Source organism: Qipengyuania sp. B-5 (assembly GCF_056857815.1).
Genome location: NZ_JBSXNU010000053.1, coordinates 250808 through 266342, shown reverse-complemented (window position 1 = coordinate 266342; position 15535 = coordinate 250808). Strand labels below are relative to the sequence as shown.

Annotated in this window: 18 protein-coding genes; 14 read left to right on the top strand and 4 right to left on the bottom strand. The window is 59.0% G+C overall.

Annotated elements, in window-relative coordinates; translation table 11 throughout:
* Entirely contained in the window at positions 1-429 is a 429-nt protein-coding gene (locus AC13CE_RS13570; RefSeq protein WP_221539924.1) for a nuclear transport factor 2 family protein, read from the bottom strand.
* A 43-nt stretch (positions 430-472) separates the two neighbouring features.
* Positions 473-1498, bottom strand: a complete 1026-nt coding sequence (locus tag AC13CE_RS13565) for a 2-hydroxyacid dehydrogenase (protein WP_482972679.1) — start codon at positions 1496-1498, stop codon at positions 473-475.
* A gap of 84 nt (positions 1499-1582) precedes the next feature.
* Here AC13CE_RS13565 and AC13CE_RS13560 point away from each other — a divergent pair, with 84 nt between their 5' ends.
* Complete coding sequence (locus AC13CE_RS13560; protein WP_482972678.1) at positions 1583-2047, top strand: SH3 domain-containing protein; 465 nt, start codon at positions 1583-1585, stop codon at positions 2045-2047.
* A 109-nt stretch (positions 2048-2156) separates the two neighbouring features.
* Here the strand turns inward: AC13CE_RS13560 and AC13CE_RS13555 are convergent, their stop codons facing one another.
* Entirely contained in the window at positions 2157-3353 is a 1197-nt protein-coding gene (locus AC13CE_RS13555; protein WP_482972677.1) for a thiolase family protein, read from the bottom strand.
* An 89-nt stretch (positions 3354-3442) separates the two neighbouring features.
* Between AC13CE_RS13555 and AC13CE_RS13550 the strand changes: the two genes are divergently transcribed.
* Positions 3443-4873, top strand: a complete 1431-nt coding sequence (locus tag AC13CE_RS13550) for a coniferyl aldehyde dehydrogenase (RefSeq protein WP_482972688.1) — start codon at positions 3443-3445, stop codon at positions 4871-4873.
* Positions 4874-4935: 62 nt separating this feature from the next.
* Here the strand turns inward: AC13CE_RS13550 and AC13CE_RS13545 are convergent, their stop codons facing one another.
* Positions 4936-5418, bottom strand: a complete 483-nt coding sequence (locus tag AC13CE_RS13545; RefSeq protein WP_221539928.1) for a YbjN domain-containing protein — start codon at positions 5416-5418, stop codon at positions 4936-4938.
* A gap of 172 nt (positions 5419-5590) precedes the next feature.
* On the opposite strand from AC13CE_RS13545, the gene ndhC reads away from it, so the two are divergent.
* Genes ndhC through nuoI form a run of 12 tightly spaced genes read left to right on the top strand, consistent with a single transcriptional unit; the run spans position 5591 to position 15508 of the window.
* The gene (ndhC, locus tag AC13CE_RS13540) at positions 5591-5965 is read left to right on the top strand and encodes an NADH-quinone oxidoreductase subunit A (RefSeq protein ID WP_221539930.1); all 375 of its coding nucleotides are present in this window, start codon (positions 5591-5593) and stop codon (positions 5963-5965) included.
* Positions 5966-5969: 4 nt separating this feature from the next.
* A complete protein-coding gene (locus tag AC13CE_RS13535; protein ID WP_473820418.1) occupies positions 5970-6521 on the top strand; it encodes a NuoB/complex I 20 kDa subunit family protein in 552 nt (183 codons plus the stop codon).
* Positions 6522-6532: 11 nt separating this feature from the next.
* Complete coding sequence (locus tag AC13CE_RS13530) at positions 6533-7438, top strand: NADH-quinone oxidoreductase subunit C (RefSeq protein ID WP_482972676.1); 906 nt, start codon at positions 6533-6535, stop codon at positions 7436-7438.
* Complete coding sequence (locus AC13CE_RS13525; protein WP_482972675.1) at positions 7438-7980, top strand: hypothetical protein; 543 nt, start codon at positions 7438-7440, stop codon at positions 7978-7980. The genes AC13CE_RS13530 and AC13CE_RS13525 overlap by 1 nt, the downstream gene beginning before the upstream one ends.
* Positions 7977-9194, top strand: coding sequence for an NADH-quinone oxidoreductase subunit D (locus tag AC13CE_RS13520; protein WP_221539937.1), 1218 nt, complete (start codon positions 7977-7979; stop codon positions 9192-9194). Before AC13CE_RS13525 ends, AC13CE_RS13520 begins: the two co-directional genes overlap by 4 nt.
* A complete protein-coding gene (locus tag AC13CE_RS13515) occupies positions 9194-9862 on the top strand; it encodes a complex I 24 kDa subunit family protein (protein WP_473820415.1) in 669 nt (222 codons plus the stop codon). Before AC13CE_RS13520 ends, AC13CE_RS13515 begins: the two co-directional genes overlap by 1 nt.
* Positions 9862-10005, top strand: a complete 144-nt coding sequence (locus AC13CE_RS13510; protein ID WP_482972674.1) for a hypothetical protein — start codon at positions 9862-9864, stop codon at positions 10003-10005. The genes AC13CE_RS13515 and AC13CE_RS13510 overlap by 1 nt, the downstream gene beginning before the upstream one ends.
* On the top strand, positions 10005-11297 hold the full coding sequence (gene nuoF / locus AC13CE_RS13505; protein ID WP_221539943.1) for an NADH-quinone oxidoreductase subunit NuoF: 1293 nt from the start codon (positions 10005-10007) through the stop codon (positions 11295-11297). The genes AC13CE_RS13510 and nuoF overlap by 1 nt, the downstream gene beginning before the upstream one ends.
* Positions 11294-11944 carry a hypothetical protein gene (locus tag AC13CE_RS13500; protein ID WP_221539945.1) on the top strand — a complete coding sequence of 217 codons (651 nt, stop codon included), beginning with the start codon at positions 11294-11296 and terminating at the stop codon, positions 11942-11944. Before nuoF ends, AC13CE_RS13500 begins: the two co-directional genes overlap by 4 nt.
* A gap of 2 nt (positions 11945-11946) precedes the next feature.
* On the top strand, positions 11947-13971 hold the full coding sequence (nuoG, locus tag AC13CE_RS13495; protein WP_482972673.1) for an NADH-quinone oxidoreductase subunit NuoG: 2025 nt from the start codon (positions 11947-11949) through the stop codon (positions 13969-13971).
* The gene (nuoH, locus tag AC13CE_RS13490; RefSeq protein WP_482972672.1) at positions 13968-15023 is read left to right on the top strand and encodes an NADH-quinone oxidoreductase subunit NuoH; all 1056 of its coding nucleotides are present in this window, start codon (positions 13968-13970) and stop codon (positions 15021-15023) included. The genes nuoG and nuoH overlap by 4 nt, the downstream gene beginning before the upstream one ends.
* Positions 15020-15508: an NADH-quinone oxidoreductase subunit NuoI gene (nuoI, locus tag AC13CE_RS13485; protein WP_221539952.1), complete on the top strand. Its 489-nt coding sequence runs from the start codon at positions 15020-15022 to the stop codon at positions 15506-15508. The genes nuoH and nuoI overlap by 4 nt, the downstream gene beginning before the upstream one ends.
* The last annotated feature ends 27 nt before the right edge of the window (positions 15509-15535 follow it).

Below are 15535 nucleotides of genomic sequence, written 5' to 3'. Positions count from 1 at the left end.
TTAACGCCACAATTGCATCGATCTGATAGCATCGGGCATTTTTTCGTCCGTATCTGGCCGGGATAAAGTACGCTCGACGATCCGCCATTTGCGCCTGACCTTCGATTTCTGCCACAAGTCCATCAGCCAGGTTTCGCCCGACCATTCATGATCGCCCATGGTTGCGTCGAGCGTCATGCGGGTCGCGAAAACCGCAGTGGGTCCGTGGCGGCGGACGTAGACTTCGTCAAAGCGATAACCAGAACAGCGAAAACGCGTGGTCGCTGCTTCCAGCCAGCTCGCGCGGTCGAGGATCGCGGGACTTCTTGAGCCCAACAGGAAAATGAAATCCCGCGCGGCCAAAGCTTTCATCTGGTTGCGATCACGCTGCACCCAGCTTCGCATCCACAAATGCTCGAGTGCTTCGATTTTCGAGGCGAATTCATCCATGACGGCAATCGCTTACAGCATGGCGCGCGGGGGACAAGAGCCGTCAGCCGAGACCGCTAAGCACCTGGTCCGGTGGTCGGTGTCCATCGGCCCACATACGAATGTTCGCGATGACCTTGTGCCCCGAATCCTCCCGGCCTTCACGAGTAGCGCTCCCGATATGGGGGAGGGTCATCACATTCGGATGCCGGATCAAGCGTTCGTCGACATTCGGCTCGTCCGGATACACATCCAGTCCGGCTCCGGCGAGATGGCCGCTTTCGAGCGCCGTGATAAGCGCTTCCTGGTCGACCAGGTCGCCGCGCGCAGTGTTGATGAGGCTCGCACCTTGTTTCATCAGAGATAGACGTCGTTCGTCGATCAGGTGATGGTTTCCGGGGGTGGCCGGACAGTGCAGCGTAAGGATATCCGCCTGCGCGACGAGATCATCGAGATCTTCGACCCAGCTTGCAGCGAACATGCGTTCGATCGCCTCGGGCAGGCGCTTGCGGTTATGATAGGCAATTTCGAGCCCGAACGCCCGTGCCCTGTGCGCAACCGCCTGACCAATCCGCCCCATGCCCACGATTCCCAGGGTCTTACCGCCGAGCTTGCGGCCAAGCATGGCGGTAGGCGCCCATCCGGTCCATTCGCCGCTGCGGATCAGTTGCACGCCTTCACGGATTCTGCGCGGCACACCGATGATACCGGCCATAGTCAGATCGGCCGTATCGTCGGTAAAGACGCCCGGGGTATTCGTTACCATGATCTTCGCCCTTGCGGCGGCGTCCAGATCGATATGCTCCGTACCGGCACCGAAATTGGCGATCAGGCCTAGATTCTCGCCAGCCTGCGAAATCATCTCCCCGTCGATGCGGTCGGTAACGGTTGGCACAAGTACGTCGCAATCCTGCATCGCTTCCAGCAATTGGTCACGGGTCAGCGGCATATCGGACGCATTGGTGCGCACGTCGAACAATTCGCTCATGCGGTCCTCGACGGATGGTCCGAGGCGCCGGGTCACCACGACACGCGGTTTCCGGTTGAGACGTTTCTCGGGATCGGATGCGGATGTCGATGTCGTTACCATGCAATCCAACTCGCTACGCTTTCCGCATTGGAAGGGTCAAGCAATGCTTGTGAGCGAGTGAGGCTCCCGGTATTGGGGGAGGGCATGATAGTTCGTTTAATTCTTGCCCTGTCGGCACTTATGTTGGCCACATTGGCCCAAGCACAGGATCGCGAAGTTCCATATTGGGCAAGCCTCCGGGCCGACGAGATCAACATGCGTGTCGGGCCGAGCGCCGATTACAAGATCGATTGGGTCTACCGGCGCAGGGGACTACCGGTGAAGGTGGTCCGCGTGATGGAAGGATGGCGGTTGATCGAGGATCCCGATGGGGCCCGTGGCTGGGTGGCAGCACGATTGCTCGATCCGGATCGGGGGGCACTTGTGATCGGGAAAAGTCCTGCAGCCATGCACGAAGATGATGATGAGGCTTCGAAGGTGAAGTGGCGATTGGAGCCGGGCGTGGTAGGAAGGCTGGGCGATTGCGATGACGGTTGGTGCGAATTCACTGTCGGCGAACGTGAAGGCTGGGTTCGTCAGGAGAGCCTCTGGGGGGCCGGGGAACCCTGAAAATTTCAGTCGCACGGATTGAAAAAGGGGCGACTGTAAGCCGCCCCTTTCGGAATTTCAGAGAGTTACGCGAGAGCGGACAATCACGTCCGTGTCCTACGCGCCAAGCCTAGACGATTTCCACGGCCACGGCAGTGGCTTCGCCGCCACCGATGCACAGGCTTGCCACGCCCTTCTTCTTACCCTGGCTCTTGAGCGCGTTGAGCAACGTAACGATGATACGCGCGCCGCTGGCACCGATAGGATGGCCGAGTGCAGTGCCGCCGCCGTTTACGTTGATCTTGTCATGCGGGATGCCGATGTCCCGCATGGCGAACATGGCGACACAGGCGAAGGCTTCGTTGACTTCCCACAGGTCGACATCGTCCGCTTTCCAGCCAGCCTGATCCAGCACCTTCTGGATTGCGCCGATCGGAGCGACGGTAAATTGCGCCGGTTCCTGCGCATGCGCCGACATGGCCACGATCCTTGCGACTGGTTGCTGGCCGTTATCCTTAGCAACGCTCTCGCGGGTCAGAACTACCGCCGCCGCACCGTCCGAGATCGACGAGGAGGTGGCAGCCGTGATGGTGCCGTCCTTGGCAAAAGCCGGGCGCAGTTGCGGGATCTTGTCGGGATTGCCACGACCGGGAGCCTCATCTGTGTCGACCGTCACCTCGCCCTTGCGGGTCGAAACGGTGACCGGCACTACCTCGCTCGCAAAGGCGCCGCTTTCGATTGCGGCATTTGCCCGACGCAGAGATTCGATAGAATACTCGTCCATTTCCTCGCGCGTCATCTGGTATTCGTCGGCGGTGCGTTGGGCGAAACTACCCATAGCCCGTCCTTCCTCGTAAGCGTCTTCGAGACCGTCTAGGAACATGTGGTCGTAGGTCGTGTCATGGCCGATACGCGCGCCGCTGCGATGCTTCTTCAGGAGGTAGGGCGCGTTGGTCATGCTCTCCATACCGCCTGCGACGACATAGTCGATCGTCCCGCTGGCGAGCGCCTCTGCACCCATGATGACCGTCTGCATGCCGCTGCCGCAAACCTTGTTGACCGTGGTCGCCTGTACCGACTTGGGCAGACCGGCCTTGATCGAAGCCTGGCGGGCAGGGGCCTGACCGAGACCGGCCGGAAGAACGCAGCCCATGTAAGTGCGGTCGAACTTGTCGACTGGCACTCCAGAACGCTCGATCGCAGCCTTTACCGCCGTGGCGCCAAGATCCGTCGCGGATGCATCGGAGAGGGCGCCCTGCATGCTGCCCATCGGGGTACGTGCGTAGGACAGGATGACGACGGGATCGTTTGCGCTGAACTGGCTCATGCTTGTGCTGGTCCTTGTTGTCTGGAATATCTGCCACTCGAGATAGGACTTGTGCTGCTGCAGCGCAACATAGACCCGGGGAGAATATGATGGCGGACGATCGCAAGCTCGAGATGGAAGACGTCCTACGCAAGCAGCGCGCGGTGTTCACCGCAGCGCGCCCCGAACCGATCGAAGCTCGCAAGAGCCGTATAGAGCGCGCGATGAAGCTCCTCAAGGAACACGGCGACGATCTGTGCAAGGTGATGAGCGGCGATTTCGGCAACCGCTCTCCGATGCAATCGATGATTACCGATATCGCGGGCACGGTGAACTTCGGCAAATACTGCCTGAAACATATCGACAAATGGTCGAAGCCCGAGCGACGCAGCGTGCAGTTCCCGCTTGGTTTATTAGGCGCGAAGGCGGAACTGCGTTACGAGCCGAAAGGTGTGATCGGCATTCTCAGCCCATGGAATTTCCCGGTCAATCTTACCTTTGGCCCATTGATGCAGGTTTTCGCCGCGGGTAATCGGGCGATGATCAAGCCGAGCGAATTCACTGCCAAGACCAGCCTGATGATGCAGGAACTGGTCGCGGAATACTTCACGCCCGACGAATGCGCCGTCTTCACCGGTGGACCGGAAGTTGCCGCAGCGTTCTCCGAATTGCCCTTCGATCATCTGGTCTTCACAGGTTCGACAGCTACAGGTCGCAAGGTGATGGAAGCCGCGTCGAAGCACCTCGTGCCCGTTACGTTGGAACTCGGCGGCAAGAGCCCTGTCTTCCTTGGCGAAAGTGCCGATTTCGCCAAGGCGGGCGAGCGGATCGCTTTGGGGAAGATGATGAATGCGGGCCAGATCTGCCTTGCGCCCGATTACATGTACGTCCCCGAAAGCAGGCAGGACGAGGCGATACATGGCGTGTGGCAAGGCACGGCCAAAATGTACCCGAGCCTGCTCGAGAATGACGACTATGCCAGCCTCGTTTCCGACCGTCACTTCGACAGATTGCAGGACATGGTTGCCGATGCACGCGACAAGGGCGCCGAGGTGATCGAAGTCAATCCTGGCAATGAGGATTTCGGCACCAGCAATGCGCGCAAGATGCCGCTCACCATCCTCAAGGGAGTGACCGATGATATGAAGGCAATGCAGGAGGAAATCTTCGGACCAGTCCTGCCGGTCAAAACCTACCGTCAGATCGACGAGGCGATCGATTATGTTAACGAGAACGACCGCCCGTTGGGTCTCTACTATTTTGGTGAAGACAAGGGCGAACGCGAAAAGGTGCTCACCCGGACTATTAGCGGCGGCGTGACGGTCAACGATGTGATCTTCCACGTCTCGATGGAAGACCTACCGTTCGGCGGCGTCGGCGCAAGCGGCATGGGCAGTTACCACGGTGTGGAGGGTTTCCGTGAATTCAGCCATGCGCGAAGCGTTTATACCCAGCCCAGCATCGACGTGGCAAAGCTGGGCGGGTTCAAGCCTCCCTATGGGCCTGCAACCCGGAAGGCGGTGAAAACGATGATGAAATAGGGATCGTCCGCGGCCAGCCGCATCGTTTCCTTGAAAATACAATAGAGCGACGCGCTTCCGGCTCAATCGGCGTCCTTGCTATATGCAAATTCGGCGAAGCCAACCATGATTGCCTCCCAATAGGCAAGGTTGTCCATGAAGAGCTCCTTCGACATGCCTCCGGCTTCGAGATCCACGTCCATCTCGATTACCGGATCGCGGTCTTTATCGAGATAGATGCGGCCGAAGCGGTTCTCCGCTGCATAGCTATTCATCTCCTCCAGCGTCGGCTTCGTCTCCGGTGTGAACGCGGTATAGAACTGAACTGACTTGCAGCCCGTACCATCCTCCTCGCAGTCGAAGGGCAGGATCAGGAAATTATAGCCTGCCATGCCGGTCATAATATGGTGATCGCCACCTTCTCCCTCGATTGTGGCCCGATAGCCTTCTTCGTGCAGCAATTCCGCAATCTGGGAGACATCGGCAGTGATGTTTTTTGCGGCGAGCGGTGCGGCGAGAAGCAGCGACGCGGCCAGCGCAGCGCCCGAAACAGCTTGTTTGATCATCCGGAATTACCCCCTTCGCAAGAATCCCTCATTCAGCCATGTTGGCAACATGTTAACAGGCATTCAATCGCCAAGGTGACAATCGCCCGAATCTCTGCCTGTCTGGCCCTTGCACCATTCTGGCGAGAGGCCTAGAGGCGGGCCCGCAAACATCACCCAGACGGAATCATACGTGGTCGACCTCGAACAATATCTTCCGATCCTGATCTTCCTGTTTATAGCGGCGGGACTTTCAGCCCTGTTCGTATTCCTGCCGATGGGTGTCTCGCGCCTGACCGGGGCGCACCAGCCAACGGCGGAGAAGTACAGCGAGTACGAGTGCGGCTTTCCCGCATTCGAGGATCCGCGCAGCCAATTTGATGTGCGTTTCTATCTCGTTGCTATCCTCTTCATCATCTTCGACCTCGAAGCGGCTTTCCTCTTTCCCTGGGCGGTCAGCCTCGACCTGACCGGTTGGCCGGGCTGGATCACCATGATGGTATTCCTCGGCGAACTGATCGTCGGCTTCGCCTACGCCTGGAAAGTCGGCGCGCTGGAGTGGGAGTAACGACATGAACACCCCCCAGACCCTCGCTCCTGCAGCAAGGCCCGGCGAAGTGCGCCAGCCCGATGCGGATTATTTCAATGCGCTCCAGACCGAAGTGAATGACAAGGGCTTCCTTGTTACTTCGACCGAAGACCTGTTCCAGTGGGCCCGCACCGGCTCGCTGTGGTGGATGACCTTCGGCCTCGCCTGCTGTGCTGTCGAGATGATTCACGTCAACATGCCGCGTTACGACATGGAGCGTTTCGGCGTCGCCCCGCGCGCGTCCCCGCGCCAGAGCGACGTGATGATCGTTGCCGGTACGTTGTGCAACAAGATGGCACCCGCACTGCGCAAGGTCTATGACCAGATGTCAGAGCCTAAGTACGTCATATCGATGGGCAGCTGTGCCAATGGCGGTGGCTATTACCACTATAGCTACAGTGTTGTGCGCGGCTGCGACCGGATCGTACCGGTCGACATATATGTTCCTGGCTGTCCGCCGACCGCCGAAGCGCTGCTCTATGGAGTGATGCAGTTGCAGCGGAAGATTCGCCGCGTCGGTACGATCGAGCGTTGAGGGAACAGGCGATGGCTACACTTCATTCCGCGCCCCGCTTTACCCAGATCGACGGGCTGGCCAGCACGCTTTCGGGTGCGCTCGGGGAACATCTTGTCGAGGCTCATGAAGAGCATGGCGAGCTCCTGCTCACGGTGCATCGCGCCTCGGTCGAAGATGCCCTGCGTATCCTGCGTGATGCTCATGACTACCAGCAGTTGATGGAAATTGCCGGAGTCGACTATCCGGGCCGTGCGGAACGGTTCGAGGTCGTCTACATGCTCTTGAGCCTGACGAAGAACAGCCGCATCATGGTCAAGTGCACTGCATCTGAAGATACGCCGGTGCCGACCGTCACGACTCTATGGCCGAATGCGGGCTGGCTCGAACGTGAAGTGTTCGACATGTATGGCGTATTGTTCGATGGAAATACCGACCTGCGCCGCATCCTGACTGATTACGGCTTCGAGGGGCACCCCTTCCGCAAGGACTTCCCCCTCACTGGCTATGTAGAGCTGCGCTATTCCGAAGACGAAAAGCGCGTTGTCTACGAACCCGTCGAACTTGCCCAGGATCTCCGCCAGTTCGATTTCATGAGCCCATGGGAAGGTGCGGATTACGTCCTTCCGGGTGACGAGAAGGCAAGTACATCACCGGTCGATGATCCCAAAGTTACGGAGAAGCCCTCCGATACCGGAGCGGGTAAGGACACTGACGAAAAGGCAACCGATAAGGTCAGCGCAGGAGCCCCGGCCGAAGAGGACGCGGGCGAGAGCATTCCTGCTCCTGCGCCTACCGAAGATCAGCCGGATCGTGCCAAGCGCAAAGGCAAAGCCAAAGATACAGCAGCTGCGACACAGCCTCTGAAGAAAAAGACTGCTCGGAAAAAAGCTCCTGTGAAGAGCAAATCTCAAGTCAAGAAGAAGGGTGACAAGTAATGCGTTTGGTAATCTTGCCGCTTTCGATCTTGGCACTCGCCGCTTGCTCGCAGGAACCTGCAGGAGAGCAGGAAAGTGCTGACGACTTTGCGAACCGTATCGGTCAGCAAGAAGCTGGGACCCAACTCGATCCCTCGCAGCCCGATCCAAACGCACCGAACGTTGCGGTGGCCGCACCTCCTTCTGACGCGAACCTTACCCAGCTTCAGCGCCTTGGCGATATCGGTGGGGTAAATCTGGGGCCCCGCGAAGGCGGTTGCACCTTCATGGTCGGAAATCAGGAAATGATTATTGCAGCCGGAATGAAGGAACCCACTCTTCCCGGCAAGGCGGTTGTCCGCGTTGGCGATACGCTGGTCATGACGGATGCGGGACCTGGCGGTCTGGCTGGCATCAAGTCGGGTACAACATTTACGGGCGAAGGCTTCTCCATCCAGGTTGCGCCGGCTGCTGGCGAGGGCCAGAGCCGCCCGGCCAATGTCGTCGTGACCGACGCGGCAGGCAATTCGCAAAACTATTCCGGCAACTGGATCTGCGCATGAGTAGTGCATTGCACATCGAGGAATCGCCGACCACCGGCGACGAAACGATCACCAATTACACGATCAACTTCGGGCCCCAGCATCCCGCAGCGCACGGTGTGTTGCGCATGGTCATGGAACTGGATGGCGAAATCATCGAGCGGATCGACCCCCATGTCGGCCTGTTGCATCGCGGCACTGAAAAGCTGATCGAGCATAAGACCTATCTGCAAGCGCTGCCCTATTTCGACCGGCTCGATTACTGCAGTCCGCTATGCCAGGAGCACAGCTATGTCCTCGCGATCGAAAAGCTGCTCAATGTCGAGGTGCCCGAGCGAGCGCAGTATCTTCGCGTCCTGTTCGCCGAACTGACCCGCATCTGCAACCACATGCTCAACATCGGCGCGCACGTCATGGACGTAGGCGCGATGACTCCGAACCTGTGGGTGTTCGAACTGCGCGAGGACTGCATGAATTTCTTCGAGCGCGCGAGTGGCGCCCGGATGCATAGCGCGTGGTTCCGCCCCGGCGGAGTGCACCAGGATGTACCCGAAAAGCTGCTCGTCGATATCGGCGAATGGCTCGACACCCGGCTGCCCGAACTCTTCGGAGACGCGATGAGCCTCGTGCTCGATAACCGCATCTTCAAGCAGCGTAACGTCGATATCGCTGTCGTAAGCAAGGATGATGCCGTGGCCTGGGGCTTCTCCGGCCCGATGATTCGTGCCGCGGGCATTCCTTGGGACTTGCGCAAGTCGCAACCTTACGATGTTTACGACCGTATGGAGTTCGACATTCCGGTCGGCACCAATTCGGATTGTTACGACCGCTTCGTGGTGCGCGTGAAGGAAGTTTACGAAAGCGCGAAGATCATCAAGCAGTGCCTACGCGATATGCCATCAGGGCCGGTCGCTAGCGACGACCGCAAGGTTGCTCCGCCTAAGCGCGCCGAGATGAAGCAGTCGATGGAAGCGCTGATCCACCACTTCAAGCTCTATACCGAGGGCTTCCACGTGCCCGCGGGCGAAGTTTACGTGGCTACCGAAAGTCCGAAAGGCGAATTCGGCGTCTACCTGGTCAGCGACGGGTCGAACAAACCCTATCGCTGCAAGATTCGTCCGACGGCCTTCAGCCATCTGCAAGCTATGGATTTCATGTCGAAGGGTCACATGCTACCCGATGCCACCGCCATCCTTGGTGCCATCGACGTCGTGTTCGGGGAGTGCGACCGCTAATGGCCGACCGTAACCCCGCAGCCGATACTCCCGAACTGCGCGAGCGCTGGGGTGCTTTCGAGTTCACCGAAAGCTACCGCGCGAAGGCGGACAAGGCGATTGCGCGTTATCCCGAAGGGCGCCAGCGCTCGGCGGTAATGCCGCTGCTTGATCTTGCCCAGCGACAGGTCGGCGAAGAAACCGATACGCAGGGCTGGCTGCCGCTGCCGGTAATCGAATATGTCGCCGACTATCTCGATATGCCGGTCATCCGCGTGCTCGAGGTTGCGACCTTCTATTTTATGTACAACCTCAAGCCGGTGGGCAAATTCCACGTCCAGGTCTGCGGCACGACGCCCTGCATGCTGCGCGGTTCGGACGGATTGTTCGAGACTTGCAAGAAACGCGGCATGGAGAAAGGCCGCGTTTCCGACGACGGCCTCTGGACCCTCACCGAAGTGGAATGCATGGGTAATTGCGCCACCGCGCCGATGGTCCAGATCAATGACGACAATTACGAAGATCTCACGCCCGAGCGTCTTGATTCCATCCTTGATGCCTTGGCGAAGGGCGAACAACCGAAGACTGGCACGCAGGAGCCCGGTCGTCACACCAGCGAACCAGCCAATGCGCTAAGTTCGCTCGAGAAGATGACCGAAGAAAATCACGATTACCGGAGTGAATGGTGATGGATAGCTCGATCATCACGATCATCCTCACGATCCTTGCGGTCGTGATTGCCTGGAAAGTGCTGAAGGGTGTCATCAAGACAGTCGCACTGCTCGCAATCCTGATTGTCGCAGCAATCCTCGTGTTCGGGGGAGGCTTCTGATGCTTGCTGACAAGGATCGTATATTTACCAACCTCTACGGCTTCCAGGACTGGGGCCTGAAGGCAGCGCAGCAGCGTGGCGACTGGGACGATACCAAGGCCCTGATCGCTCGCGGGCACGACAACATCATCGAGGAAGTGAAGGCCTCTGGCCTTCGCGGGCGCGGCGGTGCTGGCTTCCCGACCGGCCTGAAATGGTCGTTCATGCCGAAGGAAAGCAAGGACGGCCGCCCGAGTTTTCTTGTCATCAATGCTGACGAATCCGAGCCAGGTTCTTGCAAAGACAGGGAAATTATTCGTCACGATCCGCACAAGCTGATCGAAGGTGCGCTGGTTTCCGGTTACGCCATGCGGGCGAGGGCTGCCTACATCTACATTCGCGGGGAATACATCCGCGAGGCCGAGACGCTGCAGGCCGCTATCGACGAGGCATATGATGCAGGCCTGATTGGCAAGAACGCCGCCAAGTCCGGTTACGATTTCGATGTTTTCCTGCACCGCGGTGCGGGCGCCTACATCTGCGGCGAAGAAACCGCGATGATCGAAAGCCTTGAGGGCAAGAAGGGGCAACCCCGCCTCAAGCCTCCGTTCCCGGCAGGCGCGGGCCTTTACGGCTGTCCGACTACAGTCAACAATGTAGAATCAATTGCCGTCGTCCCGACAATCCTTCGTCGCGGTGCAAGCTGGTTCGCCAGCTTCGGACGCGAAAACAACAAGGGTACCAAGCTGTTCCAGATCAGCGGGCACGTGAACAAGCCCTGCGTGGTCGAGGAAGCACTCTCCATTCCATTCAGCGAACTGATAGAGAAGCATTGCGGCGGCATCACCGGCGGCAAGGACAATTTGCTTGCTGTGATCCCTGGCGGCTCTTCGGTCCCTCTGGTCCCGGCAGAGCAGATCTGGGATGCGCCGATGGACTTCGACGGGTTGAAAGATCTCGGCTCTGGCCTCGGTACGGCGGGTGTAATCGTCATGGACAAGTCGACCGACATCGTCCGCGCGATCAGTCGTATCAGCTATTTCTACAAGCACGAGTCCTGTGGCCAATGCACGCCCTGCCGTGAAGGTACGGGCTGGATGTGGCGTATGATGGAGCGCCTGCGGACCGGCGACGCGGCGATCGAGGAAATCGACATGCTCCAGCAGGTCACCAAACAGGTCGAAGGACACACCATCTGCGCGCTGGGTGACGCTGCCGCCTGGCCGATCCAGGGCCTCATCCGGCATTTCCGCCCGGAACTCGAGCGGCGGATCGAAGAGCATAACGCACAGTTCGCGGAGGCTGCGGAATGAAGCGCCTCCTTCTCCTCTTTGCCTTTGGGCTAGCATTCGCCACGCCTGCATATGCGCAGCTATCGCCCGGAACTTCAGGTTTCTCCTCTGCCCCGACTACTGCGAGTGAAGCCGAGTACTGGATCATGATCCGCCGCCTTGGCGTTTGTCTGGCCGATGCGAAACATCATCAATCGATTACCTTCATCACTTCGTCACCGGGATCCAAGGAAGAAGACGCGGCTTTTTCCGAGCTTTTTCATCGCAACACCAACCGATGCATGGGCAACTTCGTCAGTGCATCGATGCTCCGCAACCATGTGCGAGGTTCGGTGGCGGAAGGGCTGCTGAACCTGATGGACGAGGAAGAAATCCGCAAGGCTGTGATTTTGCCGTCGCAAGCGCCCGAAGAGATCCGCTCCATTCATGAATTCGCCTATTGCTATGTGGCCAATCATCCGCAGACAGCTTACCAGTTTCTGGACGAAACGCGGGTCGGCACAAAGGGCGAAATCGCCGCAATCCGGCAGATGGCCACCGATTTTGGCCCGTGCCTTCCCGAAGGCGTGTCTATCGAAATCAATCCCGTAAACGTGAGAGCAGCCATCGCAGAAGCGTATTATCGCCTGCTGACGGCAATGCCTCCGGCCCAACTTCAAGGTTCCTGAGAATGCCTAAAGTCACCGTAGACGGACAGGAAATCGAAGTCCCGGAAGGCGCGACCGTCCTTCAGGCCTGCGAGCTTGCGGGCAAGGAAATTCCGCGCTTCTGCTATCACGAGCGGCTGAGCATCGCCGGCAACTGCCGCATGTGCCTGGTCGAGGTAAAGCCCGGACCGCCCAAGCCGCAGGCAAGCTGCGCGCTGCCCGCAACGGACGGGCAGGAAATCCGCACGGATACTCCGATGGTCAAAACCGCGCGGGAAGGGGTGATGGAGTTCCTTCTCATCAATCATCCGCTCGATTGCCCGATCTGCGATCAGGGCGGCGAATGCGATCTGCAGGACCAGTCGATCGCCTATGGTCGTGGCGCGACGCGCTACACGATGAACAAGCGAGCCGTGACCGAGAAGTATATGGGCCCGCTGATCAAGACGATCATGACCCGCTGCATCCACTGCACCCGTTGCGTACGCTTCAGCGAAGAAATCGCCGGCGTTGACGAAATCGGCGCGCTGGGTCGCGGCGAAGACATGGAAATCACGACTTATCTCGAACAGGCTGCTGAGCACGAACTGTCTGCCAATGTGATCGACTTGTGTCCGGTCGGTGCACTCACTTCGCGCCCCTATGCATTCGAGGCACGTCCGTGGGAGCTCAAGAAGACGCTCAGCATCGACGTATCCGATGCCGTCGGCGCGAACATCCGCCTCGACAGCCGTGGGCGCGAAGTGATGCGCGCGCTTCCGCGGATCAACGACGATGTCAACGAGGAATGGATCTCGGACAAGGCGCGCTACCAGATAGACGGCCTTTCGCGTCGCCGTCTCGACAAGGTATTCATGCGCCAGAAATCGGGAAAAGGGCGCGGGAAGCTCCAGGAGGCGAGTTGGGACAAGGCGTTTAAGGCCATCGCCAAAGCCAAGCCGGGCAAGGACATAGCCGCGATCGCTGGAGACATGGTCGATTGCGAAACGATGTTCGCCGCCAAGGCGCTGCTCAAGGCGTGCGGTTCGACCTTGCTTGAAGGGCGTCAGACGGGGATGGATTACGACGTATCGAACCTCGCAGCGGTCAATTTCAATTCGACCTTTGCCGGGATCGAGACCGCCGATGCCATCCTGATCGTGGGCAGCCATATCCGCTGGGAAGCGCCGCTCGTGAACGTGCGTCTCCGCAAGGCGGTGAAACGCGGTGCCAAGGTTTTCGTCGTCGGCCCCTTCTGGGACACGACATATCCGGCGGTATTCCTTGGCGACGAGCTATCGGTACTGGGCGATCTTCCCGATGAAGTGGCCGAAGTGTTCAATTCCGCCGAGCGTCCGGCTATCATCATGGGTGGTGCCGCCCTGGCGCAAGGTGCGCTTGGAGCAGGCCTGCGCTTCGCCGACCAGTTCCAGTTGGTCCGTGGTGGCTGGAATGGCTTCAACGTGCTGCACTTCTCTGCTGCGCGTATGGGCGGTCTCATGCTCGGCTACGCCCAAAAGGGCGGGATGAAGGATATCGTCGAGGCAAAACCCAAAGTGGTGATAAGCCTCGGTGCGGATGAAATGGATTTCGAACCCTTCGCCGATGCGCTGAAGATTTATATCGGCCATCACGGCGACAAGGGCGCGCATGCGGCGGATATCATCCTGCCGGGCGCGAGTTACGCCGAAAAGGATGGCACCTACGTCAACACCGAAGGCCGTGTGCAATTTGCCGAAAAGGCCGTCTTCGCGCCAGGTGACGCACGCGAGGACTGGACGATTCTGCGCGCGCTGGCGGATGCACTGAAGGTCGAAGTCGGTTTCGACAGTTTCGCTCAGTTGCAGTCGGCAATGATTGCTGAAGTTCCTGCGCTCGGGGAGGAAGGTCTCGCGGATCTTGGTGGGCTGCCGAAAGCGGATGAGAAGGCAACTGCCGAGGGTACGATCAGTGCGTATCCGATCAAGGATTTCTACCTCACCAACCCGATCGCTCGCGCCAGCGATGTGATGCATCGCTGCTCGGCAGAACTCCTCCATGGCGGCGAACTGGCGGAGGCTGCGGAATGACCGATTTCTTCCAATCCCTCGGAATGAGCTACGAATGGGCGTGGGGTGTCGCCACCATTTCCGGCATTCTGCTCATCGCGCTGCCGCTGATGCTGGCGGTGGCCATGATTATTTATGTCGACCGCAAGGTGTGGGCGGCGATCAATTTGCGGCGCGGCCCTAACGTAGTCGGGCCATTCGGTTTGCTGCAGAGTTTTGCCGACGGCCTGAAGGTTTTCCTGCAGGAAACCATCATCCCCAGCGCGGCGAATAAGGGCATCTTCATCCTAGCGCCGATTGTCACCTTCACGGTGGCGCTTGCGGCATGGGCGGTGATTCCGTTCAGCGCGACCGCTGTGCTGGCCAATATCAACGTCGGCCTCCTCTACATCCTCGCGATCAGTTCACTGTCGGTTTACGGCGTGGTGATGGCCGGTTGGGCGTCGAACTCGAAATACCCGTTCTTTTCCGCCATGCGCGCCGCTGCGCAAATGATCAGCTATGAAGTCTCGATCGGCTTCATTCTCGTCAGCGTGGTGCTCTATGCCGGGACGTTCAACTTGAACGAGATCGTCATGGCGCAGAAGGGGCACGGTTTCGGGATCGTCAACGGCTATGTTTTCAACCTGTTGCTCTTCCCGATGTGGGTCATGTTCTTCATCTCCAGCCTCGCGGAAACGCAGCGTGTGCCCTTCGACCTGACGGAGGCCGAAAGCGAGCTCGTCGCGGGTTACCAGACCGAATACAGCTCGATGAGCTTCGCCCTCTTCTGGCTGGGCGAATACGCCAACATCCTGCTGATGTGCATGCTCAACGCGCTGCTGTTCTTTGGCGGATGGCTGCCACCGATTGATTGGGCCCCGCTTTATTACGTGCCGGGCATCGTCTGGCTGTTGCTGAAGGCGTTCTTCTTCTTCTTCATGTTCAGCTGGGTCATGGCGACCGTCCCGCGTTATCGTTACGATCAGCTCATGCGTCTGGGTTGGAAGGTATTTTTGCCGATCAGCCTGCTGTTCGTCGTTCTCATTTCCGGTTGGCTCATGGCCACCGGCCACTATGGAGCCGCCGCATGAGTACGGTCGCGCACCTCATAAAATCGTTCACCCTGTGGGAATTCGTGAAGGCACATGCCCTCACGCTGAAGTATTTCTTCAAGCCCAAGGTGACGATCAACTATCCGTTCGAGAAGAACCCGCTGTCTCCGCGTTTCCGCGGTGAGCATGCGCTGCGCCGTTACCCCAATGGCGAGGAACGCTGCATCGCCTGCAAGCTATGCGAGGCAGTGTGTCCGGCGCTGGCTATTACCATCGAGAGCGAACCTCGCGAGGACGGCAGCCGCCGCACTACACGTTACGACATCGACATGACCAAGTGCATCTATTGCGGCTTCTGCCAGGAAGCCTGCCCGGTAGATGCGATCGTCGAGGGTCCGAACTTCGAATATGCAACCGAAACGCGCGAGGAGCTGCTTTACGACAAGGCCAAGCTGCTCGCCAATGGTGACAAGTGGGAGCGGGCCATCGCCGCGAACCTTGAAGCCGACGCACCCTACCGCTAACCGCGCCGCAACCGAATCCGGGGCAAC

Bases quoted from the DNA above. Each gene is read 5' to 3' on its own strand.
- AC13CE_RS13570 (WP_221539924.1), bottom strand. From the start codon at position 429: ATGGATGAATTCGCCTCGAAAATCGAAGCACTCGAGCATTTGTGGATG.
- AC13CE_RS13565 (WP_482972679.1), bottom strand. From the start codon at position 1,498: ATGGTAACGACATCGACATCCGCATCCGATCCCGAGAAACGTCTCAAC.
- AC13CE_RS13560 (WP_482972678.1), top strand. From the start codon at position 1,583: ATGATAGTTCGTTTAATTCTTGCCCTGTCGGCACTTATGTTGGCCACA.
- AC13CE_RS13555 (WP_482972677.1), bottom strand. From the start codon at position 3,353: ATGAGCCAGTTCAGCGCAAACGATCCCGTCGTCATCCTGTCCTACGCA.
- AC13CE_RS13550 (WP_482972688.1), top strand. From the start codon at position 3,443: ATGGCGGACGATCGCAAGCTCGAGATGGAAGACGTCCTACGCAAGCAG.
- AC13CE_RS13545 (WP_221539928.1), bottom strand. From the start codon at position 5,418: ATGATCAAACAAGCTGTTTCGGGCGCTGCGCTGGCCGCGTCGCTGCTT.
- AC13CE_RS13535 (WP_473820418.1), top strand. From the start codon at position 5,970: ATGAACACCCCCCAGACCCTCGCTCCTGCAGCAAGGCCCGGCGAAGTG.
- AC13CE_RS13530 (WP_482972676.1), top strand. From the start codon at position 6,533: ATGGCTACACTTCATTCCGCGCCCCGCTTTACCCAGATCGACGGGCTG.
- AC13CE_RS13525 (WP_482972675.1), top strand. From the start codon at position 7,438: ATGCGTTTGGTAATCTTGCCGCTTTCGATCTTGGCACTCGCCGCTTGC.
- AC13CE_RS13520 (WP_221539937.1), top strand. From the start codon at position 7,977: ATGAGTAGTGCATTGCACATCGAGGAATCGCCGACCACCGGCGACGAA.
- AC13CE_RS13515 (WP_473820415.1), top strand. From the start codon at position 9,194: ATGGCCGACCGTAACCCCGCAGCCGATACTCCCGAACTGCGCGAGCGC.
- AC13CE_RS13510 (WP_482972674.1), top strand. From the start codon at position 9,862: ATGGATAGCTCGATCATCACGATCATCCTCACGATCCTTGCGGTCGTG.
- nuoF (WP_221539943.1), top strand. From the start codon at position 10,005: ATGCTTGCTGACAAGGATCGTATATTTACCAACCTCTACGGCTTCCAG.
- AC13CE_RS13500 (WP_221539945.1), top strand. From the start codon at position 11,294: ATGAAGCGCCTCCTTCTCCTCTTTGCCTTTGGGCTAGCATTCGCCACG.
- nuoG (WP_482972673.1), top strand. From the start codon at position 11,947: ATGCCTAAAGTCACCGTAGACGGACAGGAAATCGAAGTCCCGGAAGGC.
- nuoH (WP_482972672.1), top strand. From the start codon at position 13,968: ATGACCGATTTCTTCCAATCCCTCGGAATGAGCTACGAATGGGCGTGG.
- nuoI (WP_221539952.1), top strand. From the start codon at position 15,020: ATGAGTACGGTCGCGCACCTCATAAAATCGTTCACCCTGTGGGAATTC.